Source organism: Xanthomonas campestris pv. campestris str. ATCC 33913 (genome assembly GCF_000007145.1).
GTDB lineage: Bacteria > Pseudomonadota > Gammaproteobacteria > Xanthomonadales > Xanthomonadaceae > Xanthomonas > Xanthomonas campestris.
Genome location: NC_003902.1, coordinates 2,856,561 through 2,880,998, shown reverse-complemented (window position 1 = coordinate 2,880,998; position 24,438 = coordinate 2,856,561). Strand labels below are relative to the sequence as shown.

Genomic DNA, 24,438 nt, shown 5'->3' with positions numbered 1-24,438 from the left:
TGATGGGGGCCTCACCGGGCTCGTCTAAACTAGCGCCACGGGAATGGCCCCGCGGAGAGCACGCACTTGAACGATTCCGGTTACGGAGAGCCACGGGCGCCATTGATTGGCGAATCGCAGACGCTTCCGGTCAGCAAGCATCGCTCGGACATCTTCTTTGCTGCGGTGGAAACCACCCGCATGCCGATGACGGTGACCGACCCATACCTGCCGGATAACCCGATCGTGTTCGCCAACCGGGCCTTCCTGGAAATGACCGGGTACGCTGCCGACGAAATCATCGGCAACAACTGCCGCTTCCTGCAGGGCCCGGAGACCGACCGCCAGGCGGTGGCCGATGTGCGTGAGGCCATCGACAACCGCCGCGAATTCGCCACTGAAGTGCTGAATTATCGCAAGGACGGCTCAACATTCTGGAATGCGCTGTTCGTTTCTCCGGTCTTCGATGACACCGGCAAGCTGGTGTATTTCTTTGGCTCGCAGCTGGACGTCAGCCGCCGCCGTGATGCCGAAGATGCCCTGCGCCAGGCGCAGAAGATGGAAGCGCTGGGCCAGCTCACCGGCGGCATTGCACACGACTTCAACAATCTGCTGCAGGTGATGTCCGGGCATCTGGAATTCATCCAGATGATGGTCAGCAACGGCAACGGCAGCCCCGATCGCATCGCGGTCAGCGCGGAGCACGCCGCCGCGGCGGCGGCCAAGGCCGCGACCTTGACCCAGCAGTTGCTGGCGTTTTCGCGTAAACAGAAATTGCGTGGCCGGGTGGTGAATCTCAACGGCCTGGTGTCGGGCATGAACAATATGGCCGAGCGCGCGCTGGGGGGCGGCATCACATTGCGTCAGGCGCTGGAAGAACGGCTGTGGAATTGCCAGATCGACACGACGCAGGCGGAAGTGGCGCTGTTGAATGTGCTGATCAATGCGCGTGACGCCATGGCCAATGCCGAGCGCAAGGAAGTGATGGTGCAGACGCAGAATGTGGAGATCACCAGCCACGACCTGTCGATGTATCACCAGCTCGCGCCGGGCCGCTACGTGAGTATTGCCGTGACCGACAGCGGCTCGGGCATGCCGCCGGAAGTGGTGAGCCGGGTCATGGAGCCGTTCTTCACCACCAAGGAAGAGGGGCAGGGCACGGGCCTGGGCTTGTCGATGGTGTATGGCTTCGTCAAGCAATCCGGTGGCACCGTGCGCATCTACAGCGAAGTGGGCGAAGGCACCACGGTGCGGCTGTATTTCCCCGCCTCCAGCGATTACGAAAACGCGCTGCCGTCCACCAAGAACCGCGCCTTGGACAAGGGCGGCAACGAAACCATCCTGATCGTGGAAGACAAGGAGGACGTGGCGGTGGTGGCCAAGATGTTCCTGGAAGGTGCCGGTTATCGCGCGCTGTCCGCGTCGAGCGGGCGCGAAGCGATCGAGGTGCTGGAGCAGCATCCGGAAGTGGACGCCTTGTTCACCGACCTGATCATGCCAGGCGGCATGAACGGCGTGGTGCTGGCGCGCGAAGCACGGCGGATGCTGCCCAAGATCAAGGTGCTGCTGACCACCGGCTATGCCGATGCCAGCATCCAGCGCACCGATGTGGGCGGCGCGGAGTTCGACGTGGTCAACAAGCCGTACACGCAGAAGGAATTGCTCAAGCGCATTCGCATGTTGCTGGATGGTCCCACCGGCGTTGGTTGAATACGTGCAGGTGCCGGCGCGGCCTGGAGTGCCCGGCAGTGGCCCATCCGTGAACGCGTGGCCAGGCACGCGCGCACTTTCAGCCAGGCATGACATCCGGCGGGGCATGCTCAGGCGTCATTGCCGAGGTGTCCCATGCACAAATTCATTTGGATGGTCATCGCCCTGCTGAGTCTGGTTGGCTGCGCCACCGGGCGCCTGTCTGACGAAGAGCGCCTGCAGCTGTACCGCGCCAACGCCGGTGCGCCGGTTCGCGATTTCCGCTATGGCAACAGTCTGGCCGGCTGGACCGCATTGGGCGGCAGCGCGTTGGCGGTGTGGACGCGCCCCAATCAGGCGTATTTGCTGGAACTACGCGCGAGCTGCAACGAGCTGGGGTATGCGCCGGCCATTGCGATCACGCAGCGCTTTGGTCAGGTGAGTGCGCGCTTCGACAATGTGATTGCGCTCGGTGGCCCGGGGATGATCCGTATTCCGTGCCGCATCGAGACGATTCGCCCGCTCGACGTCAAGGCGATCCGTGCCTCGGAGAAACAACTACGCGAGGCCAGGATGCAGGAGCGCACGGAGGCGGAAGCCGAACAGACTACGCAGGAGTGAGCGTGGGCGCCTACTCCGGCGAGTCATGATGTCGGCCCGCTGGTCGGCGGCAGTGGCGATGCACCACAGCGCCTCAGCGCGAACATGTGGGCACTACCGGGTCGGACGCACGCTGCAGCCACATCAGCGCATTGCCGTGCTCACTCTTCACCCAGCGGATCGACATACCCTTCCGGCTTGTCGGCGTTGCGTTCGAACAGGAACTTCTGCAGTTCCGCCTCGAGGAAGGCGCGGTGCTTGGGGTCACGCGGCGAGAGCCGGTTTTCGTTGATCAGCATGGTCTGGTGCGCAAGCCAGGCCTGCCAGCCGGCCTTGCCAATCTGCGCGAAGATGCGTTGGCCGAGCTCGCCCGGATACGGCGCAAAATCCAGGCCTTCGGTGTCGCATTGCTGGTACTGGCAGAACACGGTGCGGGACATGCAAAGTTCCTTGTATGGGGCGCGCGTGATGTGGGCGATGCAGGTGTGCAGGGCTCAACCAACACACGGTGCGCTGGAGTCGCAGTGTAAGCCCGTGTTCTGTCAAAGCCGAGCCGCGGTTGCCTGCGCACGTGGTTCTCGTGCGGCGCGTTTACAACGCGTCGAGCAATTTGCGGATCGGCGCCGGCAGACCCAGCGTTGCAAGGTCTGCGCGTGCCACCCAACGCAGGTCGTCGTTGTCGCGCAGCACCTGGCGCAGCGCGACCTTGCGCAGGCGCAGTGGCTGCAAATGCAGACGGTAGTGGCTGAAGGTGTGCACGATCATCGGCATTTCGTCGGCACGGTCGTAATCGCCATCGATATGCGCGGCGAACCACTCACGCAGGTCGCTGTCGGTTTCGGCTTGTGGCAGCGTCCACAGCGACGCCCAGATGCCGGTGGGCGGGCGGCGTTGCAGCAGGATCTCGTTGTGCGCGTTTTCCAGCAGCAGCGCGGTGGCCTCGCGCTCGGGCAATTGCTTGCCGGGCTTGGGCGTGGGCAGTGCCTCGACCAGGCCTTCGCGGCGCGCCACGCAGTTTTCCTGCAGCGGGCACACCATGCACGCCGGTCTGGCGCGCGTGCACAGCGTGGCGCCGAAATCCATCTGTGCCTGCGTGTAGTCGGCCAGGCGGCCGGCGGGCACGTGGGCGACATGGTTCGCCGCCAACTGCCATAGCTGTTTTTCCACGACTGGCAAGCCGGGATAGCCGGCAATGCCGTGGATGCGCGTGAGTACGCGTTTGACGTTGCCATCCATGATTGGAAAGCGGTCGTTCCAGGCCTGGCTGAGGATCGCGCCGGCGGTGCTGCGGCCGATGCCGGGCAGCGCCAGCAGCGCATCGAAATCGCGCGGCAACTCGCCTGCATGCAAGGCCACGCACTGCTTGGCGGCGGCATGCAGGTTGCGAGCACGCGCGTAGTAACCCAGCCCGGCCCAGTGCGCCATCACCGTGTCGTTGTCGGCGGCGGCCAGATCGGCCAGGGTCGGGAAGCTGGCGACGAACTTCTGGAAGTACGGGATCACCACCGCGACCTGGGTCTGCTGCAACATGATTTCCGACAACCACACCCGGTAGGGCGCGCGCGGATGCTGCCAGGGCAGGTCGTGCCGGCCGTGGCCGTCGAACCAGTGCAGCAGACGGTCGACGAACGCATCGGTGGTGAGCGTGGCGGGTACGGGCATGGGGTCTGCTGGCGTGGGAAGGCGAAGGGTCAAGGCGGTTGGTGTGCAAAAAAAGCGGGGTGGTGACTTCATCCCGCATGCGGCTGCGCGCTTCGTGCGAGCTGAGACGCAATGCCACCATCGTGCAGTGTAGGCGTCGGTGGCTTGACCTCGGCACTCAGCAGCGCACCAAGGTGCGTGTTTGCTGCGTGGATAGGCATCGCGCCTTATGGCTAGCTGCACATCCGGCCGCCCTTGATGGCACTGCCACGCCGGTACTTTGTCGATCAGACGCTGCAGGGTCGATCACGCGCTGCAGATGGCAAACCTGCGCCGCGCCAGAGGCGCATGCCGCAGCGCCTCCCGCTGCATCGGCTGAAGGTGGCCGCTGCAGCGCAATCCCGCAGCTGCCTGGCCAGTGCAGACGCAGCGCGGTGAATGCATCCGCGCAGCCATCTGGACCCCAGCGCCAGTGCTGCATGCGTGCAGCACTGCAGCAGGCGTGGAATCAGCTGCCCAGCGCTTCTGGCAGCAGCGCATCGACAAACGCTTCCGGGTCGAACACGCGCAGGTCTTCCGGGCGCTCGCCGATGCCGGCGAAGCGGATTGGAATGCCGAACTCGCGGGCCAGCGCAAATACCACGCCGCCCTTGGCGGTGCCATCGAGCTTGGTCACCACCAGGCCGGTGACGCCGACGGCCGCGTGGAACTGGCGCAGCTGCGAGATGGCGTTCTGGCCGGTGGTGCCGTCGATGACCATCAGCACTTCGTGCGGCGCGGCGGCATCGATCTTGCCGAGCACGCGGCGGATTTTGCCCAGCTCGTTCATCAGCCCGGTCTGCGTGTGCAGGCGGCCAGCGGTATCGGCAATCAGCACCTCGGTGCCACGGGCCTTGGCGGCCTGCAGTGCGTCGAACGCCACCGAAGCGGCATCGGCGTTCTGTCCCTGCGCAATCACGGCCACGCCATTGCGATCGCCCCAGGCCTGCAGCTGGGCCACCGCGGCGGCACGGAAGGTGTCGCCGGCGGCCAGCATCAGGCTGTGGCCGTCGTCCTTGAAGCGCTTGGCGAGCTTGCCGATGGTGGTGGTCTTGCCGACGCCGTTGACGCCGACGGTCAGCACCACGAACGGCTTGACCGAGCGGTCGATCACCAGCGGTTTGGAGACCGGCTGCAGCAGTGCGATGAGGTCGGCGCGAAAGGCCTTGAACATGGCCTGGGCATCGACGAACTCGCGCGACTTCATGCGCTTGCGCAGGCCTTCGACCAGCGCGGTGGTGGCGCCGATGCCGACGTCGGCGGTGATCAACGCGGTCTCGATCTCGTCGAGCAGGTCGTCGTCGAGCTTGGGGTTACGGGAGAACAGGCCGCCAAAGCTGCGCGCAAAGGTGCTGTTGCGCAGGCGCTCGCGCCAGCCCGGCTTGCCGGCCGGCGCGGCAGGCAGGCTGTCGTGGGTGTCGATGCCGCTGTCCTGCACGAGGTGCGTGGGCGCAGCCACCGGTGTGGTGACCACGGGCGCTGCCGGAGCTGGCGCGTATGCGGCGGGCGGTGTCGCTGCGGGCACCGCAGGCGCGGCCGGTGCAGGCACCACGGGCGGTACCGCCACCTGCGGCGTGGCTACTTGCGCGGCTGGCGTGACTGCCGGGGTCGGCGCTTGCAGCGGTGCAGCAGGTGCGGCCTGTGGCAGGGGCTGTGGCGTAGGCACCACAACGACGGGCGTGGCGGTGGCAGGCGCGCTCGGCGCAACCGGATCCGGCAATGCCTGCAGCGCCGAGGGCGCAGCGGCTGGCGCCGGCGTGGGGGCGCTGGGCACCGCGGCAATGCTCTGCGCCTGCCCGGTGCGTGCGGCGATGTCCTGCGCCAGTTGTTCAGCGGGTGCGGCCGGCGCTGTTGGCGTTGGCGTTTCTGCAGCCGGCGTGCTGGGCGCTGCAACCGGCGCGACCGGTGTGGTCGGCGCGCTGGCAGGCGGTGTCTGGGTGGGCGCGGGCGGAGCGGCTGGCGTGGCAGCCGATGGCGCCGTGGGGAATGCGGCTGCCAGTTCTTCCAGGCTGTAGCGCGAGGTCCGCGAGCTGTCGGGCGTGGTTGGCTTGTTGCGACGGAAGAAGCTGGCCATTGGCAACGCAGTAGGGGAAACGCGGAATTCTACCATCCGGGCCCGGTTCGGCCCTTGACGCGTCCTTCAGCGCAGCCAGCGCCACGGGCCTCGCGGCCCGGCTGCAATCCTGCCGAATTCTGCATCTGCGGCATACGCCCTCACGGCGTGCTGCCGCGGTCTTAGAGCTGGCCTTTCAGCGCCCGGTAGTCGCGCGGGGTCATGCCCACCGTGGCCTTGAATTGCCGCGCGAATGCGCTCTGGTCGGCAAAGCCGCAGCGCTGGCCGATGCTGGCAATGCTGTCGTCGCCATACAGCAGGCGCATCGCCGATTCGATGCGTAACTTGGTCAGCAGTTGCTGCGGCGTCACCTGGAACACGCGGCGGAAATGCCGTTCCAGCTGCGCCACCGACAACCCGGCCAGGTCGGCCAGCGCCTGCACGCGCAGGTTGTCGCCGAAGTTGGCCTGCATGTGGTCCATCACCTGGCTCAGGCGCTCGTACGCCGAGTGACGGCTGTCCGGCTGGCCAAGATCGCGCGAAATGCCGACCACTCCAATCACCTCGTCGCCTTCGCACAGCGGGCGCTTGAAGGTGAGGCACCAACCCGGCAGGCGATTGGGATACAGGTGCACTTCCAGCTGGTTGTCGATGAGCTCGCCACACAGCACGCGGCGGTCCTGCATCATGTAGCTGCCACCCAGCGGCAGCGGGAATACCTCCAGCGGCGAGCGGCCGATGATCTCGCTGCGCAGCTTGCGCCCGAGCCGGCGCACCAGGGTGAGGTTGCAATGGGTGTAGCGGCCTTCGCCATCCTTGATGAAGAACACCACATCCGGCAGCGCGTCGAACAACGTCTGCATTTCCAGCGCGGGCAGGTTGAGGTCCATCGGAGTCATCGTGGCGGTCGCATTTGTCGGTCGCGCGAAAGGCGCGGCCCGACCCCGATCCTAGCGCAAACGCGCGGCTGTGAATCAGGTCGGCGATTGTGCGGATTTCCGCATTTGCGCCTCGCATTGCGCGCTAGTCGCCCGCGCGCCGTGGATGGGAGCATGGCGGCATGCACACCATCGACGTCATCGACTCCCATACCGCAGGCGAACCGACCCGCGTGGTCCTGGCCGGCTTCCCCGACCTGGGCGATGGCGACCTGGCGCAGTGCCGCGAGCGCTTCCGCAGCGACTTCGACCACTGGCGCAGTGCCATTGCCTGCGAGCCGCGCGGCTCGGACACCATGGTCGGTGCCTTGTTGCTGCCGCCACGCGACCCGAGCGCCTGCACCGGGGTGATCTTCTTCAACAACGTCGGCTACCTGGGCATGTGTGGGCACGGCACCATCGGCGTGGTGCGCACGCTGGCCGAACTGGGCCGCATCGCGCCGGGGCAGCACCGCATCGAGACGCCGGTGGGCACGGTAGGCGTGGCGCTGGCCGACGACGGCACGGTGTCGATCGACAACGTCGAAAGCTACCGCCACGCCGCCGGCGTGGAAGTGGACGTACCCGGGCATGGCCGCGTGCGCGGCGACGTGGCCTGGGGCGGCAATTGGTTCTTCATCACCGAGCAGGCGCCGTGCGCGTTGGGCCTGGCCCAGCAGCGCGAACTCACCGCCTACACCGAGGCGATCCGCCTGGCCCTGGAAGCGGCCGGCATCACCGGCGAGGCGGGCGGGGAGATCGACCATATCGAGATCAGCGGCGTGGCCCCGGACGGCAGCGGCGCGGCACGCAACTTCGTGCTGTGCCCCGGCTTGGCCTACGACCGCTCGCCGTGCGGCACCGGCACCAGTGCGAAGCTGGCCTGCCTGGCCGCCGACGGCAAGCTGGCCGAAGGCGAGCGCTGGCTGCAGCAAGGCATCCTCGGCAGTGCGTTCGAAGGCAGCTACCGGCACAGCGGGCGTGGCATTGCGCCGCGCATCAGCGGGCACGCGTTCATCACCGCGCGGTCGCAACTGCTGATCGATCCGGCCGACCCATTCGCCTGGGGCATCGTGGCCTGATGCAGCCGCCACCGCGCGCGCAGGGCGGTACCGGTGCAGCGCCTGCTGCGGCGACTGCCGTGCCCGAAGCCGCACCGCCATCACATAGCGACACGCACGCCACCGCCGCTTCAACGCGCCGCAGCTACGACCTGATTGTGGTCGGCGCCGGCATCGTTGGCGCGGCCTGCGCGGAGGCCGCCGCCGCCGAGGGCTTGCGCGTGGCGATCGTGGAACCGGGGCCGATCGGCGGTGGCTCCACCGCCGCGGCAATGGGGCACCTGGTGGCGATGGATGACGACCCCGCCGAGCTGGCCTTATCGGCGTATTCGCTGCGCCTGTGGGAGCGGTTTGCCGAGTTGAGCGAGGCCGAATTCAGCCGGTGCGGCACGCTGTGGGTGGCCCGCGATGCGCGCGAACTGGCAGCGGTGCCGGCCAAGATTGCGCGGCTGGCCGCCGCCGGCCTGCGTGCCGAAGCGATCGACGCCACGCAGCTCTACGCGCTGGAACCACACCTGGTGCCCGGCCTGGCGGGTGGCATGCGCGTGCCTGACGAGGCAGTGGTGTATCCGCCGCGGGTGGCGCGGCATCTGGTGAGCCTGGCTTGCACCGCAGGCGCGCACTTGTTCGCCGGCCGCAAGGTCGAGCAGCTGCAGGTCGGCGGCGTGCGTCTGGATGATGGGCAGGCGCTGGCCGGGCCGGTGCTGGTTGCCAGTGGCGTGGCCTTGCCCGCCTTGTTGCCCGAACTGGCGCTGCGCCCGCGCAAGGGCCATCTGGTGATCACCGACCGCCATCCGGGGCTGATCCGGCATCAGTTGCTGGAACTGGGCTATGCAGATTCCGCACATGGCGCCGACGACAGCAGCGTGGCCTTCAATGTGCAACCGCGGCCGACCGGGCAGATCCTGATCGGCTCCTCGCGCCAATACGGCGCGGACGACCGCACGCTGTCGATGCCGATCCTGCAGCAGATGCTGCAACGCGCCTTCGCGTATTTGCCGGTACTCCGCGAGCTGCAGGCGATCCGGGTATGGACCGGCCTGCGCCCGGCCACCCCGGATGGCCGGCCGTATCTGGGGCCGGTGCCGGGCCGGCGCGATGTGTGGGTGGCGGCCGGCCACGAGGGCTTGGGGGTTACCACGGCGCTGGGGAGCGCACGGGTGATCGTGGACAGCCTGCTCGGGCGCACGCCGGCGATCGACCCGGCGCCCTATGCGCCCGCCCGCGCGGTACAGGGCGTGGCGGCATGAGCGGCATGGTGCGCCTACATGTGGATGCGCAGCCGGTGGAGGTGCCGCTGGGCGTCAGTGTTGCGGCCGCCGTGGCGCAGGCAACGCTGCAGTTTCGCCAGTCGGCGAGCGGGCAGCCGCGCGCACCGCTGTGCGGCATGGGCGTGTGCTTCGAGTGCCGGGTACGCATCGACGGCATCGGCCAGCAACGTGCGTGCATGGTGGATGCACGGGATGGCATGCAGGTGCGTACCGATGGCTGAGCGTGTGCGCCATTTCGATGTGTTGGTGATCGGCGCCGGCCCGGCCGGGCTGGCGGCGGCACGGGCGGCCGCCAGCCACGGCGTGCAGGTGGGCGTGGTGGATGCGCAGCCGCGCGCCGGCGGGCAGGTGTGGCGCAGCGACGTGCAGCACGGTGCGCCGGCCGATGCACGCACGCTGCTGGCGCAGGTGGCCGGCGATGCGGCGATCACGCTGCTCACCGGGCTGCAGATCGTGCTGGCGCAACCGGGCTGGCTGTTGGCCGACGGCGCGCAGGGCAGCGTGCAATTGCATTACGCCGCGCTGGTGCTGGCCACCGGCGCGCGGGAACTGATGCTGCCGTTCCCCGGCTGGACATTGCCCGGCGTGACCGGCGCCGGTGCGGCGCAAGCGCTGACCAAGCAAGGCTGGCCGGTGCGCGGCAAGCGTGTGCTGGTGGCCGGCAGCGGGCCGTTGCTGCTGGCCAGCGCGGCCACCTTGCAGCGGCACGGCGCGCAGGTGCTGGGCATTCACGAACAAGCCAGCGCGGCGGTACTACGCGGCTTCGCGCTGCAGTTGTGGCGCTGGCCGGGCAAGGCCGCGCAGGCGGTGGCACTGCGTCTGCAGTTGCATGCGGTGGCTTACCGCAGCGGCAGCGTGGTGGTTGCGGCGCATGGCGACACCCAACTGCGCGAAGTCGAGATCGACGGCCCTGCCGGGCGCAGCCGCATGGCCTGCGATCAGCTCGCAGTGGGGTACGGGCTGGTGCCGAATGTCGAACTGGCGCAGTTGCTGGGCTGCCAGCTGGAGCCGTGCGGTGCGCACCAGCAGGTACAGGTGGATGCGCTACTGCGCACCAGCGTGGCGCAGGTGTTTGCCGCTGGCGAAGCCTGCGGGATCGGCGGGCGTGAGTGCGCGTTGATCGAAGGTGCGATGGCCGGGCACATGGCCGCCGACGTGCCGGACGCAGCGCAACACCTGCAACCGCAACGGCTCAAGGCGCGTGCCTTCGCCGCCCTGTTGCAGCAGCACTTCGCGCTTGATCCGCGCATTCGCCGCCTGGCCCAACCGGACACGCTGGTGTGCCGCTGCGAAGACGTGCCGCTGGGCGCGCTGGACCCCTTCAACGATGCACGCGATGCGAAGTTGGCCTCGCGCTGCGGCATGGGCGCCTGCCAGGGCCGCATCTGCGGCAGCGCGCTGGCCGAACTGGGCCGCTGCCTGCCCGCACTTTCCACCGACGCCGGCCGCCGGCCGCCGTTGTTCCCGGTCCGCCTCGCGGCGCTGGCCGACTCCTTCACTTCCGACTCGCAAGGGAATCATCCATGAGCATTGCTGCGTTCTGGCACGGCGTGTTGCCGGCCATCACTACCCCGTTCACCGCCAACGGCGACATCGACCACGACTTCCTGGCCAAGCATGCCAATCAGCTGGTGGACGCCGGCTGCACCGCGATCGTGCCGCTGGGTTCGTTGGGCGAAGCCGCCACCTTGAGCGTGGACGACAAGCTCGCCATCCTCAAGACGTTGGTAACGGCCTTGCAGGGCCGCGTGCCGGTGGTGCCGGGCATCGCCAGCCTGGCCACGGGCGAGGCGGTGGCATTGGCAAAGGCGGCAAAGGAACTGGGCTGCGGCGGGCTGATGGTGTTGCCGCCGTACGTGTATTCCACCGACTGGCGCGAGATGGGCGCGCATGTGCGTGCGGTGATCGCGGCCACCGATCTGCCGGTGATCCTCTACAACAACCCGGTGGCCTACAAGACCGATTTCGGCCCGGCACAGATCGCCGAGCTGGCGGCCGAATTCCCCAATCTGCAGGCAGTAAAGGAATCTTCCGGCGATGTGCGCCGCTTCGCCGCGCTGCAGGAATTGCTGGGCGATCGTCTGGCGCTGCTGGTCGGCATGGACGACGCCATCGTCGAAGGCCTGAGCATGGGCGCCAAGGGGTGGATCGCCGGGCTGGTCAATGCATATCCGAAGGAGTCGGTACGCCTGTTCGAACTGGCACGCGACGGCGGTTACCCCGCCGCCAAGGAACTGTACGACTGGTTCCTGCCGCTGCTGCGCCTGGATACCGTGCCCAAGTTCGTGCAGCTGATCAAACTGGTGCAGGAAAAGGTGGGCCTGGGCAGCGAGCGTGTCCGTGCGCCACGCCTGGTGGTGGACGGTGCCGAGCGCGAGGCAGCGCTGAAGGTGATCGACCACGCCATCGCCACCGCGCCCAGCCTGCACTGAGCACGCGCCACCGCCGTCGCGCGGCCTTGTTTAGCGCAGCCGCGGTGCGTGCTGCGTTGTATGGGCCGGTGCCGGTAGTGGTCCACGATTCAAACGGGTGGCACGTCGCAGGCGCGTTACCCTCATCCGCCGTTCGATCGCCCGTGCTGCGTGCGGGCGCTTCCACGTAACCGAAGGTGCCGCGATGACCCAGACTCTCCAACCCGTGCTGCTGGCCGGCCAATGGCAAGCCAGCCGCGATGCCGCCGGCAGTTTTCGCGCTGCCGACCCCACCACCGGCGAGGCGATCGGGCCGCAGTTCCCGGTCAGCGGTGCCGACGATATCGACACCGCCATTGCGGCGGCGCACGCGGTGGCTGCCGAACTTGCCGCCGCACCTGCCGAACGGATCGCTGCGTTTCTGGACGCCTACGCGGATGCGCTGGACGCCGATGCCGAGACCCTGGTGGCGCTGGCCCATGCCGAAACCGCAATGCCGGCGCCCACGCGTTTGCGCGGCAACGAACTGCCGCGCACCAGCGGGCAGCTACGCCAGGCCGCCCAGGCGGTGCGCAGCTACAGCTGGACGCACCCCGTCATCGATACCGCCGCCGATCTGCGCTCGCATCTGGCGCCGCTGGGCAAGCCGGTGCTGGTGTTCGGGCCGAATAACTTTCCGTTTGCGTTCAACGCGATTGCCGGCAGCGATTTCGCCTCGGCGATCGCGGCGCGCAATCCGGTGATCGCCAAGGCGCATCCGCTGCATCCGGCCACCAGCCAGCGCATGGCCGAGCTGGCGCATCAGGCGCTGTTGACTGCCGGGCTGCCGGCCGCGGCGGTGCAGTTGCTGTATCACTTCGACAACGCGCTTGGCCTGCGACTGGCCGGCGATGCACGGCTGGGGGCGATTGGTTTCACCGGCAGCCGTGCCGGTGGCCTGGCGCTGAAGGCCGCCGCCGATGCCGCCGGTGTGCCGTTCTACGCCGAGTTGTCCAGCGTCAACCCGGTGTTCCTGCTGCCCGGCGCGGTGGCCGAACGCGGCGCCGCACTGGCACAGGAATTCTTCGCCTCGTGCACGCTGGGCAGCGGCCAGTTCTGCACCAATCCCGGCGTGCTGGTGCTGCCGCACGGCGAGGCGGGCGATGCACTGGTGGCCGCGGCTACCGCGCACTTTGCCGGCGCCGCACCGATGGTGCTGTTTTCGCAAGGAGGCGTGGATGGCGTGCAGCGCGGCGTGGAGACCTTGCGCGCGGCCGGTGCCCAGGTGCTGGCCGGGGCAGCGGCAGGCGAGGGCGGCTACCGCTATGCGCCAACCTTGCTCAGCGTGGAAGCGGACGCCTTCATCGCGGCGCCGCACGCGCTGCAGACCGAAGCTTTTGGCCCGGTGAGCCTGCTGGTGCGCACGCGCGACAGCGCCCAGATGGCGCAGGTGGCCGCCGCATTCGAAGGCAACCTCACCGGCACGCTGTACCGCGCCAGCGATGGCAGTGACGATGCCGCCTGGCAACAGATTGCACCGGTGCTGCGCGCACGCGTGGGCCGGTTGATCAACAGCAAGATGCCGACCGGCGTGGCGGTGAGTGCCGCGCAGAATCATGGTGGGCCGTTCCCCAGCACCGGGCATCCGGGCTTCACCGCCGTGGGCATGCCGGGCGCAATCCGCCGGTTTGCCGCCTTGCACAGCTATGACGCCGTGCCGGATGCGCTGCTGCCGATGGAGCTGCGCCAGCGCAACCCGGGCGGTGTGGCACGCCTGGTGGATGGGCAGTGGAGCAGCGCCGACCTCGGGGCGCATGCATGAGCACGCAGATCGGCGGGATGTCGCTGGACCAGGCCCGCACGCAGCTGGCGCCGTGGACGCAGCGGGCAGCGCCGATCGGCGCGGACGAATACCAGCAGCGTATCGAGCGCGCACGCGTGCTGATGCGCGCGCAGGGCGTGGATGCCTTGCTGATCGGCGCAGGCACCTCGTTGCGCTATTTCAGCGGCGTGCCGTGGGGCGCCAGCGAGCGGCTGGTGGCGCTGTTGCTCACCACCGAGGGCGACCCGGTGCTGATCTGCCCGGCCTTTGAAGAAGGCTCGCTGGATGCGGTGCTGCAACTCCCGGTGCGCAAGCGCCTGTGGGAAGAGCACGAAGACCCGTATGCGCTGGTGGTGCAGGCCATGGATGAGCAGCATGCGCATGCCCTGGCGCTGGACCCGGGCATCGCCTTTGCGGTGCACACCGGTTTGCGGGCGCACCTGGGCACCGCGATCCGCGATGCCGGCGCCATCATCGATGGCTGCCGCATGTGCAAGTCGCCGGCGGAGCTGGCGTTGATGCAGCAGGCCTGCGACATGACGCTGCTGGTGCAGCGGCTGGCCGCCGGCATTGCGCACGAAGGTATCGGCACTGACCAACTGGTGCGCTTCATCGACGAAGCGCACCGCGCGCTGGGTGCCGATAACGGCTCCACTTTTTGCATCGTGCAGTTTGGTCATGCCACCGCATTTCCGCATGGCATTCCCGGCGTGCAGCATCTGCGGGCCGGCGAGCTGGTGTTGATCGATACCGGCTGCACCGTGCAGGGCTACCACTCCGACATTACCCGCACCTGGATCTACGGCACGCCGAGCGACGCGCAGCAGCGCATCTGGGAACTGGAGCTGGCCGCGCAGGCGGCCGCGTTTGCCGCGGTGCGCCCGGGCGTGGCGTGCGAGGCGGTTGACCAGGCGGCGCGCGCGGTGTTGCAGGCGGCCGGGTTGGGGCCGGATTACCGCTTGCCCGGGTTGCCGCACCGCACCGGCCATGGCTGCGGCCTGGCGATCCACGAAGCGCCGTACCTGGTGCGCGGCAATCGCCAGCCATTGCAGCCGGGCATGTGCGCCAGCAACGAACCAATGATCGTGGTGCCGGGTGCGTTCGGTGTGCGCCTGGAAGACCATTTCTATGTCACCGACACCGGCGCGCAGTGGTTCACGCCGCCGTCGGTGGCGATCGATCAACCGTTTGCATGAGCCAGCACACGCGCGCAGTGCGCTGGTGTGGTGACCGGCATGGTCCGGTCGATCTCGTAGGAGCGCGCTTGCGCGCGATGCGGCATTCCCGGGACAGCGTCATCGCGCGCAAGCGCTCCTACGGTGCCGATGGGTCGCGTCTCTTGGAGTGAATGCATGAACGTGTTGCGCCCTGTTGTTGTCAGCCTGCTTGCCGCTGCGTTGTCTACTTTGCGTAGCTGCACTGATCGGGCGGCCGCCACGCGCAAAAATGACCTGGATGTCGTAGGAGCGCGCTTGCGCGCGATGGGGCATTCCCGGGAAAGCGTCATCGCGCGCAAGCGCGCTCCTACGGTGCCGATGGGCCGCGTCTTTTTCGGAGTGAATGCATGAATGTATTGCGTCCTGTCGTTGTCAGCCTGCTTGCCGCTGCGCTGTTCACTGCCTGCAAACCGGCAACGCCCGGTGCAAGCACCGCCGCCGCCGCAGCGCCTGCACCCACCAACGAACAGGCGGCCAAAGCCTTCGATGCGTTGCTCGATCAGCAATGGCAATACCAGCTGCAGCACAGCCCGGAATTTGCCAGCATCATCGGCGACAAGCGCTACAACGATCGCTGGAGCGACTATTCGCTGGAGGCCGCGCAGGCCGAGCGCGTTGCCACCGCCGCATTACTGCGTAAGTTCGAGGCAGTCGACGCCAAGGCGTTGGACGAGCAACGCCAACTCAGCCTGCAGATGATGCTCGGCCAACTGCGCGACCGGCTGGAAGGGCTCGACCTCAAGACCTATGAAATGCCGCTGGAGCCGATCGGCGGTATCCAGCTGGCGCTGGCCGGGTACGGCGATGCGTTTGCGTTTGAGAACGCCAAGGACTACCAGGACTACATCACCCGGCTGAAGGCGATCCCCACGGTGATCGACCAGGTCATCGCGGTGTCGCGCCAGGGAGCGAAGGATGGATTGGTGCAGCCGCGCTACCTGCTCGAGCGGCTGCCGGAGCAGATCGACAAGATCGCCGCGATGCAGGGCGCGCAGAGCCCGTTTGCCTCGCCATTGAAGAAGCTCGACGGCGCGGTGCCGGCCGACCAGCGCGCTGCCTTGCGCACACAACTGATTGCAGCAATCGACCAGCAGGTCCGGCCCGCCTACACCCACCTGGCGGCATTCGTGCGTGACGAATACGCCGCCCAGGGGCGCGCGCAGGAAGGCATCTGGTCGCTGCCCGATGGCGAGCGCCGCTATCGCTACGCCATCCACACCCAGACCACCACCGACATGGCGCCGGAGGAGATCCATCAGATCGGCTTGAAGGAGGTGGCGCGCATCGAAGGCGAGATGGCCGTCATCGCCAAGGCGCAGGGCTATCCGGATCTGGCCAGCTTCCGCAAGGCGGTCGACGCCGACAAACGCCACTTCGCCAAATCCGGCGAGCAGATCCTGCAGCAATACCGGCAGTACATCGCCGCGATGCAGCCGGAGTTGCCCAAGCTGTTCGGCAAGCTGCCCACGGTTGCGCTGGAGGTGCAGGCAATGCCGGCGTTCCGGCGGACCGCACCGGGCGCGGAGTACTGGCAGAGCAATCCGGAAGGCAGCAAGCCGGCCATCGTGAAGGTCAACACCAGCGACTACGCCAGCCGCACGCTGATCAATATCGAAACCACCGCCTACCATGAGGGCGTTCCGGGCCATCACCTGCAAATTTCGCTTGCGCAGACGTTGCCGCTGCCGCCGTTCCGCCAGCAGGCCGGCTACAACGCCTACATCGAAGGCTGGGCCCTGTATGCCGAGCGGTTGGGTAAGGACATCGGCTTCTTCAAGGACCCGTACAACGATTACGGGCGGCTCTCCGGCGAGTTGCTGCGCGCCAATCGCCTGGTGCTCGATACCGGCGTGCACTACAAGCGCTGGAACCGCCAGCAGATGGTGGATTTCTTCCACGCGCATCCGTCCGACGACGAGCCGAGCATCCAGTCCGAAACCGACCGCTACATCGTCTGGCCGGGCCAGGCGCTGGGGTACAAACTGGGTCAGTTGCAGATCCTGGCCTTGCGTGCCGAAGCCGAAAAAGAACTGGGCACGCATTTCGACATCCGCGGTTTCCATGATGCGGTGCTGGGCGGTGGCGCAATGCCGCTGGCGATGCTGCAACAGCGCGTGCGCGCGTGGATCGTGCAATCGAAAGCGGCCATTGCCACGCGGGATGCACGCGGATGAGCGCGCTGACCGTATTGCGTAACAGCGTCCTGAGCAGCGTGATCGCAGCAAGCCTGTGTAGCGTGGTTGCGCCCGTGCAGGCGGCGGCGCCGGCGTCGGCTGTACAGACGTCCGCTGCGCAACGCTTCAAGGCGTTGTACACGCGCGAATGGCGCTGGCGGCAGGCGCAGCTGGCGGGTGCGGTGGACGAAGACAACCAGGCCACCCAGAGTGGGCCGGCTGATCACCTGCCCAAGGTCGACGTGGCCACGCAGCAGATGCGCACCGCGTACTGGCAACAGGTGCTCAAGGAGCTGGACGCGATTCCGATGGCGCAGCTCTCGGCCGAGGATCAGGTGAACGCGCAGGTGTATCGCCAGCAGCTCGACGTGCTGCTGGACCAGCAGCATTTCCGCGCCTGGGAGATGCCGTTCAACAGCGACTCGGCGTTCTGGAGCGACCTGGGCTTCAGTGCCGAGGCCACCTTGCGCACGCGCCAGGATTACCAGCGCTATCTGAAGATGCTGGCCGATATTCCGCGCTACTTCGGTGAGCAGACCGACAACATGCGCGCCGGCCTGGCGCGCGGTTTCAGCCAGCCCAGGGTCACCTTGACCGGGCGCGATCAGTCCATTGCCGACGTGGTGCAGGCCAAGGGCGAGGCCAATCCGTTCTACGCACCGTTCAAGCAGATGCCGGCGACCCTGCCGGCCGCCGAGCAGGCGCAGTTGCGGCAACAGGCGCTGCAGGTCATCGCCCAACACGTGGTGCCGGCGTACGCCAAGCTGCTCAGCTTCATACGCGAGGAGTACCAGCCACGCGCCCGCGACACTCTGGCCGGCGAAGCGCTGCCCGACGGCGCGGCCTATTACCGCGCGCAGATCCGTGAGTTCACCACGCTGGATCTGAGCCCGGAGCAGATCCATCAGATTGGCCTGCAGGAAGTGGCCAAGCTGCGCACGCAGATGGACCAGACCATCGTTGCCAGCGGCTTCAAGCCGCCAGCCGGGCAGGCGGTGTTTCCTGCGTTTTTGCAGTTCTTGCGCACCGATCCGCAGTTCTATGCCAAGACGCCGGAGGAGCTGCTCAAGCAGGCGGCCTGGATCGCCAAGCGCGTCGACGCCAAGGTGGGCGACTACATCGGCCGCCTGCCGCGGCAACGCTTCGCCATCGAGCCGGTGCCGCCGGAGCTGGCACCGTTTTACACCGGTGGCCGCGGTGGGCCGGGTATCTATCTGGTCAACACCTACAACCTGCCATCGCGCCCGCTGTACAACCTCACCGCGCTGACCTTGCACGAGTCATCGCCCGGCCACGCGTTGCAGATGCCGCTGGCCGCCGAAGCGCAGGACCTGCCGGAGTTCCGCCGCTACAGCTTCATCTCCGCCTATGGCGAGGGCTGGGCGCTGTACTCGGAGTATCTGGGCCAGGAAATGGGGATGTACGAGACGCCGTACGACCGCTTCGGCTATCTCACCTACCAGATGTGGCGTGCCTGCCGGCTGGTGATCGACACTGGCATCCATCACCAGGGCTGGACGCGTGCGCAGGCGATCGCGTATCTGCGCGACAACACCGCGCTCAGCGAGCACGAAGTCACCACCGAGGTGGATCGCTACATCGCCTGGCCGGGCCAGGCGCTGTCGTATTACCTGGGCGAGTTGAAGATTCTGGAGCTACGCCGCAAGGCAGAGGCGGCGCTGGGCGAGACGTTCGACCTGCGCCACTTTCATGATGCAGTGCTGCAGACCGGCTCGGTGCCGTTGCCGGTGCTGGAAGCGCGGATCGACCGCTTCATTGCCGATGGTGGTGCTTCGCCGTATCCGGATCCGCGCGCCGGCTCCGATGCCGATGCCAAGGTGTCGGCCAGCGACTGAGCTGCTTTGCCTCATGCCGGCGCACGCCGCGCGGTTTCACTGCTTTCCTCTCTGGGGGTGACGTATGACCACACACGGTGCGAGCGCACAGGGCAAGTTCCACAAGCGGCTCAGCCTGACCGACCTGACCTTCATCGGGCTGGGCTCGATCTTCGGCTCGGGCTGGCTGTTTTCCGCCAGCCACGTGTCCTCGATCGCCGGGCCGGCCGGCATCGTATCGTGGATTCTCGGCGGCATCGCGGTGTTGTTGCTGGGGCTGGTGTATTGCGAACTCGGCGCCGCGTTGCCACGCGCCGGCGGCGTGGTGCGCTACCCCGAGTACTCGCACGGGCCCTTGCTCGGGTCGTTGACCGGCTTCATTACATTGATTGCGTTTTCCAGCCTGATCGCAATCGAAGTGGAAGCGGCGCGCCAGTATGCGGCGGCCTGGTTCCCGGCGCTCAGCCAGGCCGGCAGCACGCATCCCAGCCTGCTGGGCTGGCTGGTGCAACTGGCGTTGTTGCTGCTGTTCTTTGCGCTCAATTACTTCAGCGTCAAGACCTTTGCGCTGGCCAACAACATCGTCAGCGTCTTCAAGTTTCTGGTGCCGATCCTGGTGATCGTGCTGCTGATGAAGCACTTCAATGCCGACAACCTGAGCGTGCATGGCTTTGCACCGTCGGGCATGGCCGGGGTGGAAGCGGCGATCTCCGCCGGCGGCATCATCTTTGCGTACCTGGGGCTCACCCCGATCGTCTCGGTCGCCAGCGAGGTGCGCAACCCGCAACGCAATATTCCGATTGCCTTGATCCTGTCGGTGGCGCTGTCCACGGTGATCTACGTGCTGTTGCAATTGGCATTTCTGGGCAGCATTCCGGCCGCGCAACTGGCGCAGGGCTGGAGCGGCATCGACAAGGCGTTTTCGCTGCCGTACCACGACATCGCGCTGGCACTGGGGATGGCGTGGCTGGCCGCGCTGGTGATCTGCGATGCGATGGTGTCGCCCAGCGGCACCGGCAATATCTACATGAATGCCACGCCGCGCGTGGTGTACGGCTGGGCGCGCAGCGGCGGGTTTCTGCCGGTGTTGACGCGGGTGGATCCGGCCTCGGGCATCCCGCGGCCGGCGTTGTGGCTGAGCCTGGGGTTGTCGATCTTCTGGACCTTGCCGTTCCCGTCCTGGGAAACCTTGATTGGCGTGGTGTCGGCCGCGTTGGTGCTGAGCTATGCGGTGGCGCCGGTCACGGTGGCCGCGCTGCGCCGCAGTGCGCCCGGCCTGGCGCGGCCGTTCCGCGTGCGCGGATTTGCGGTGCTGGGGCCGCTGTCGTTCGTGGTGGCCGCGCTGATCGTGTACTGGTCCACCTGGCCCACGCTGTCCTGGCTGCTGGGCCTTCAGGTGCTCGCGTTCGCGGCGTACGTGCTGTATCGCCTGCCATCGCGCGCGTGCAGGGCCCGGCTGTTGCGCCAGGTCCGTGCGTCGCTGTGGCTGATCGTGTTTTTCGTGCTGGTGATGGCAGTGTCGTGGGCGGGCACCTTCGGTGGCCATGGCTGGATCGCGCATCCGTTCGACACGCTGAGCGTGGCGGTGATCGCCTTCGGCATCTATCACTGGGGCGCGCGTAGCGGCCTGCGCAGCGACGAACTGGCGCTGGAGGAGGACGATGGTGAGTGAGCACTGCAAACGCACCTACGTGCGGCAGTGGTTGCGCGGCGTGGTTGCCTACGCGGTACTGCTCACCGCTGCGGCGCAAGCCGCGCCAAGCGTTGCCGACTACCAGCGGTCGCTGGGCCTGCGTGCGCAGTGGATGACACTGACGGAGAACGTGAGCTGGCCGGCGCAATGGCACGACGCTGAGACGTTCTACTACCGCAAGACCGTGCCGGGCGGCTTCGCGTTCATGCGCGAAGACCTGGCCACGCTGCAGAAAACGCCCGCCTTCGATCACGCGCAGCTGGCGCGTGCGGTGTCTGCTGACGGCGGCAACAGCGTCACCGCGACGACACTGCCGTTCGAGCGTTTTGCGTATGCCCAGGAGGACGGGCGTGCCGATGGCGCGATGGAATTCGAGATCGGCGATACCAGCTGGCGCTGCACACTGACCAACTACCAATGCGCGCCGGTGGCTGCCACTGCGCAGCCGCGCCCACGCGGGTTTGGTGTGGTGCGCGATCCGGCTGTGCCGGCCGACGCCACGCCGCGGCGCTCGCCCGATGGTGCGTGGGAGGTGGTGGCCAACGGCTGGAATCTGCAGCTGCGGCGCGTTGCCGACGGCCAGAGTACGCGGTTGAGCAGCGACGGCCGCGCCGAGGATTTCTATGATCTTGAAAGCGTCGCCTGGTCGCCGGATTCGCAGCACCTCGCGGTGTACCGCGTACGCCCCGGGTATGCGCGGCGGGTGACCCGCGTGGAAGCGGCGCCGCCTGGTGGCGGGCAGCCGGTGGTGCACACGCAGCTGTACCCAAAGCCGGGCGATGCGGTGGACGTGGAGCGGCCGGTGCTGTTTGCACTGGATGGCAGCCGGCGTGAGGTGGACACGGCGTTGTTCGGCAACCCGTATGCGCTGTCGCCGTTGCAGTGGCGCAGCGATAGCCGCAGCGTGAGTTTCGAGTACGTGCAACGCGGGTTTCAACGCATGCGCGTGATTGCGGTGGACGCGCAGACCGGCCGCGCGCACGTGGCCGTGGGCGAGGACGCGCGCACGTTTGTGTATGCCGACCGCAGCTTTCGCCACGATGTCGAAGGGCGCGGCGATGAGATCCTGTGGATCTCCGAACGCGACGGCTGGCGCCATCTGTATCTGTTCGACGGCCGCAGCGGCAAGGTCAAACGCCAGCTCACCCGCGGTGCATGGATCGTGCGCGATGTGCTGCGCGTGGACGATGCACAACGCCGCATCTGGTTCACCGCCAGTGGCATGGATGCTGGCAAGGACCCGTACTACCGCCAGCTCTACAGCGTGGATTTCGATGGCCGTCAGCTCACCCGGCTGACCCACAGCGATGCCGACCACGACGTGGCGATTGCCCCCGATGGGCAGCATTACGTCGATACCTATTCGCGCCCGGATCTGCCCCCGGTGATGGAGCTGCATGCCATCGATGGCCGCCTGCTGCAGCAGGTGGAGCAGGGCAGCATCGATAAACTACAGGCCGCCGGCTGGCGTGCGCCGGAGACCTTCGTGGCCAAGGGCCGCGATGGCCGCACCGACATTTGGGGCATGGTGGTGCGCCCGCGCGATTACGACCCGCGCAAGCGCTACCCGGTGATCGAGAACATCTACGCCGGGCCGCACGACGCCTTCGTGCCGAAGACGTTCTGGCCGTTCGGCTACCACTCCGGTGGCGACAAGCAGATCGGCATGCAGGCGCAGGCGGACCTGGGCTTCATCGTGGTGATGATCGACGGCATGGGCACCGCCAACCGCTCCAAGGCCTTCCACGATGTGGCGTGGAAGAACCTGGGCGATTCCGGCTTTGCCGACCGCATTGCCTGGCACCGTGCGCTGGCCGCAAAGGACCCCTCGTACGACATCAGCCGGGTCGGCATCTATGGTGCCTCTGCGGGCGGGCAGAGCACCCTGGGCGCTCTCGAACGCCACCCGGAGTTCTACAAGGTAGGCGTGGCGTTTGCGGGCTGCTACGACAACCGCATGGACAAGATCAGCTGGAACGAGCAGTGGATGGGCTGGCCGGTGGATGCCAGTTATGCCGCCGCATCGGGCGTGGTCAATGCAGCAGCGCTGCAGGGCGATGTGTTGCTGATCGTCGGCGAGCAGGACAGCAACGTGGATCCTGCGTCCACCGCGCAAGTGGTGGATGCGCTGATCCAGGCCGGCAAGGATTTCGACCTGCTCAACGTGCCGGGGTGGTGAGCATTCGGTAGGCCGCTCCAGCGGGGCCGATCGACTACGTGCAGCGCCGCCAGTACGACTTTTTCGTTCGCCATCTGCGCGGCGACGCCACGCCGCGCTGGAATGCCACTGCCCAGGAGGCCCGCTGATGCGCCTGTTTCTTTCCCGTGGCGCCGTGCGTCGCTGTGTTGCGCAAGTGCTGCTCTGCATGCTGGCATTGCTGGGCGGCCCCGCTGTTGCCAATGCTGAAGAACTGCCACGTTTCTTCACCCAGAACGGCCGCCACGCCTTGCTGGTCGACGGCGCGCCGTACACCATCCTGGCCGCGCAGCTGCACAACTCCAGCGCCTGGCCGGCGGTGCTGCCGCCGGCGCTGGACCAGGTGGTCGCGCTGCATGCCAACACGGTGGAAGCGCCGGTGTATTGGGAGCAGTTCGAGCCGGCGCCGGGGCGGTTCGATACCACCAATGTGGATGCGTTGATCGCCGGGGCACGCAAGCGCGGCCTGCGCGTGGCGCTGCTGTGGTTCGGCAGCTGGAAGAACGGCCAGATGCATTACGTCCCCGAATGGATCAAGCGCGACGAGGCTACCTACCCGCGTATGCGCGATGCCAATGGCGAACCGGTAGACGTGTTGTCGCCGCACGTGGCGGCCAATGTGCAGGCCGACGCGCGTGCATTCACCGCGCTGATGCAGCACCTGCGCAAGATCGATGGCGACCGCCACACCGTGATCGTGGTGCAGGTGGAAAACGAGCCCGGCGCGATCGGCACCGTGCGCGATCACGGCCCGGCCGGCGAAGCGGCATTCGCGCAACCGGTGCCGGCCGCCATTGCCGCGGCGCTGGGCAAGCCTGCTGGCAGTTGGCAGCAGCTGTTTGGTGCCGAGGCAGCGGAAGCCTTCAATGCGCATGCCACCGCCGCGTATATCGAACAGGTGGCCGCAGCCGGCAAGCGTGCGTATCCGCTGCCGCTCTACGTCAACACCTGGCTGCGCTACAAGGGCAAGCGTTACCCCGGCATGGATTACCCCTCCGGCGGCGCCACGGTGAATGTGTTTGCGCTGTGGCGCGCGGCCACGCCGTCGATCGACTTCATCGGCACCGACATCTACACCAGCGACTACGGCGAATACACCAAGGTCATCGGCCAATACGCGCGCCCCGACAATCCGGCCTGGGTGTCGGAGACCGGCTTCGAGGCGGCGACGGCGCCGTATCTGTTTCATGTGCTGGGGCAGGGCGGGATCGGGTTCTCGGTGTTCGGCATCGACGGTAACCCGGACAGCGGGGCCAACCGCGCGGCCATTGCCGCGCACGCGGCCAACTTCCGCCAGCTGGCGCCGCTGCAACGCCTGATTGCCCAAGCCAATCTAGATGGCCGCCTGCAAGCGGTGGCCGAGCAGCCGGGGGCGCCGCAGCGCACGCTGCGTTTCGGTGACTGGGAGGCCAAGGTGTCGTTTGGCGCGCCGCTGTGGGGCGATGCGCCGGCCATCCTGCCGGGCAACGACGATCATGCCGGCCGGCTGCTGGTGGCGCAGCTGGGGCCGGAGGAGTTCCTGGTCACCGGTACCGCAGCGCGGATTGAATTTTTCCGCAGCGCGGCCGATACCCGCCATGGGCAGCTGTTGCAGGTGGAGCAGGGCCGGTATGTCGACGGGCGCTGGCAGATGGAGCGCCAGCTCAACGGCGACCAGACCGACTACGGGCTCAATTTCGGCCGCACCGATGCGGCTGGCCAACCGCCGCCGGTATTGCGGGTGCGGGTGGGCAGCTACTGAACGCTTAGCGGCTGCGGATTGGCCGCCGGTGATCGGCCGGCCGTGATGTGCTGGACGGGTGTGGCGCCTGGCTGGCGGTTCGCATCGGCCAGTTGATGGTTGCAGTAGGCGTTTGTCGT

General features: G+C 67.3%; 18 protein-coding genes and 1 pseudogene. 15 read left to right on the top strand and 4 right to left on the bottom strand.

Annotated features, from left to right (window positions below; translation table 11 throughout):
* The first annotated feature begins 66 nt into the window (after window positions 1–66).
* Window positions 67–1,689, top strand: coding sequence for a hybrid sensor histidine kinase/response regulator (locus XCC_RS12595; protein ID WP_011037563.1), 1,623 nt, complete (start codon window positions 67–69; stop codon window positions 1,687–1,689).
* 135 nt (window positions 1,690–1,824) lie between these two features.
* Window positions 1,825–2,289 carry a DUF6491 family protein gene (locus tag XCC_RS12590; protein ID WP_012438045.1) on the top strand — a complete coding sequence of 155 codons (465 nt, stop codon included), beginning with the start codon at window positions 1,825–1,827 and terminating at the stop codon, window positions 2,287–2,289.
* 140 nt (window positions 2,290–2,429) lie between these two features.
* Here the strand turns inward: XCC_RS12590 and XCC_RS12585 are convergent, their stop codons facing one another.
* From XCC_RS12585 to XCC_RS12570, 4 genes are all read right to left on the bottom strand, one after another.
* Window positions 2,430–2,708 (bottom strand): oxidative damage protection protein, encoded by a 279-nt coding sequence (locus tag XCC_RS12585; RefSeq protein ID WP_011037561.1) that lies wholly within the window; start codon window positions 2,706–2,708, stop codon window positions 2,430–2,432.
* A gap of 151 nt (window positions 2,709–2,859) precedes the next feature.
* Window positions 2,860–3,930 carry an A/G-specific adenine glycosylase gene (gene mutY / locus XCC_RS12580; protein ID WP_011037560.1) on the bottom strand — a complete coding sequence of 357 codons (1,071 nt, stop codon included), beginning with the start codon at window positions 3,928–3,930 and terminating at the stop codon, window positions 2,860–2,862.
* Between the two features lie 487 nt (window positions 3,931–4,417).
* Entirely contained in the window at window positions 4,418–6,022 is a 1,605-nt protein-coding gene (gene ftsY, locus XCC_RS12575) for a signal recognition particle-docking protein FtsY (protein WP_016944283.1), read from the bottom strand.
* Between the two features lie 161 nt (window positions 6,023–6,183).
* A complete protein-coding gene (locus XCC_RS12570) occupies window positions 6,184–6,900 on the bottom strand; it encodes an AraC family transcriptional regulator (RefSeq protein ID WP_011037558.1) in 717 nt (238 codons plus the stop codon).
* Window positions 6,901–7,061: 161 nt separating this feature from the next.
* Between XCC_RS12570 and XCC_RS12565 the strand changes: the two genes are divergently transcribed.
* The 13 genes and pseudogenes from XCC_RS12565 to XCC_RS12505 all read left to right on the top strand — a co-directional run bounded on the left by XCC_RS12565 (window position 7,062) and on the right by XCC_RS12505 (window position 24,319).
* On the top strand, window positions 7,062–8,000 hold the full coding sequence (locus XCC_RS12565) for a proline racemase family protein (protein WP_011037557.1): 939 nt from the start codon (window positions 7,062–7,064) through the stop codon (window positions 7,998–8,000).
* Window positions 8,000–9,229, top strand: a complete 1,230-nt coding sequence (locus tag XCC_RS12560) for an NAD(P)/FAD-dependent oxidoreductase (RefSeq protein ID WP_011037556.1) — start codon at window positions 8,000–8,002, stop codon at window positions 9,227–9,229. Before XCC_RS12565 ends, XCC_RS12560 begins: the two co-directional genes overlap by 1 nt.
* The gene (locus XCC_RS12555; protein ID WP_011037555.1) at window positions 9,226–9,471 is read left to right on the top strand and encodes a 2Fe-2S iron-sulfur cluster-binding protein; all 246 of its coding nucleotides are present in this window, start codon (window positions 9,226–9,228) and stop codon (window positions 9,469–9,471) included. Before XCC_RS12560 ends, XCC_RS12555 begins: the two co-directional genes overlap by 4 nt.
* The gene (locus XCC_RS12550; RefSeq protein ID WP_016944282.1) at window positions 9,464–10,777 is read left to right on the top strand and encodes an NAD(P)/FAD-dependent oxidoreductase; all 1,314 of its coding nucleotides are present in this window, start codon (window positions 9,464–9,466) and stop codon (window positions 10,775–10,777) included. The genes XCC_RS12555 and XCC_RS12550 overlap by 8 nt, the downstream gene beginning before the upstream one ends.
* The gene (locus tag XCC_RS12545) at window positions 10,774–11,682 is read left to right on the top strand and encodes a dihydrodipicolinate synthase family protein (protein WP_011037553.1); all 909 of its coding nucleotides are present in this window, start codon (window positions 10,774–10,776) and stop codon (window positions 11,680–11,682) included. Before XCC_RS12550 ends, XCC_RS12545 begins: the two co-directional genes overlap by 4 nt.
* Window positions 11,683–11,866: 184 nt before the next feature.
* Window positions 11,867–13,462, top strand: a complete 1,596-nt coding sequence (locus XCC_RS12540) for an aldehyde dehydrogenase family protein (RefSeq protein WP_011037552.1) — start codon at window positions 11,867–11,869, stop codon at window positions 13,460–13,462.
* Window positions 13,459–14,658, top strand: a complete 1,200-nt coding sequence (locus XCC_RS12535; protein WP_011037551.1) for a M24 family metallopeptidase — start codon at window positions 13,459–13,461, stop codon at window positions 14,656–14,658. The genes XCC_RS12540 and XCC_RS12535 overlap by 4 nt, the downstream gene beginning before the upstream one ends.
* A gap of 156 nt (window positions 14,659–14,814) precedes the next feature.
* Window positions 14,815–15,030 carry a hypothetical protein gene (locus tag XCC_RS12530; protein ID WP_225443898.1) on the top strand — a complete coding sequence of 72 codons (216 nt, stop codon included), beginning with the start codon at window positions 14,815–14,817 and terminating at the stop codon, window positions 15,028–15,030.
* A complete protein-coding gene (locus tag XCC_RS12525) occupies window positions 15,027–16,853 on the top strand; it encodes a DUF885 domain-containing protein (RefSeq protein ID WP_011269637.1) in 1,827 nt (608 codons plus the stop codon). Before XCC_RS12530 ends, XCC_RS12525 begins: the two co-directional genes overlap by 4 nt.
* The gene (locus tag XCC_RS12520) at window positions 16,850–18,709 is read left to right on the top strand and encodes a DUF885 domain-containing protein (protein ID WP_019237554.1); all 1,860 of its coding nucleotides are present in this window, start codon (window positions 16,850–16,852) and stop codon (window positions 18,707–18,709) included. Before XCC_RS12525 ends, XCC_RS12520 begins: the two co-directional genes overlap by 4 nt.
* Before the next feature lie 64 nt (window positions 18,710–18,773).
* Entirely contained in the window at window positions 18,774–20,360 is a 1,587-nt protein-coding gene (locus XCC_RS12515) for an APC family permease (protein WP_011037548.1), read from the top strand.
* Window positions 20,350–22,688: pseudogene (locus tag XCC_RS12510) on the top strand (S9 family peptidase). The gene XCC_RS12515 and the pseudogene XCC_RS12510 overlap by 11 nt, the downstream one beginning before the upstream one ends.
* Window positions 22,688–24,319, top strand: a complete 1,632-nt coding sequence (locus XCC_RS12505; protein ID WP_011037546.1) for a DUF5597 domain-containing protein — start codon at window positions 22,688–22,690, stop codon at window positions 24,317–24,319. The pseudogene XCC_RS12510 and the gene XCC_RS12505 overlap by 1 nt, the downstream one beginning before the upstream one ends.
* Window positions 24,320–24,438 lie beyond the last annotated feature (119 nt).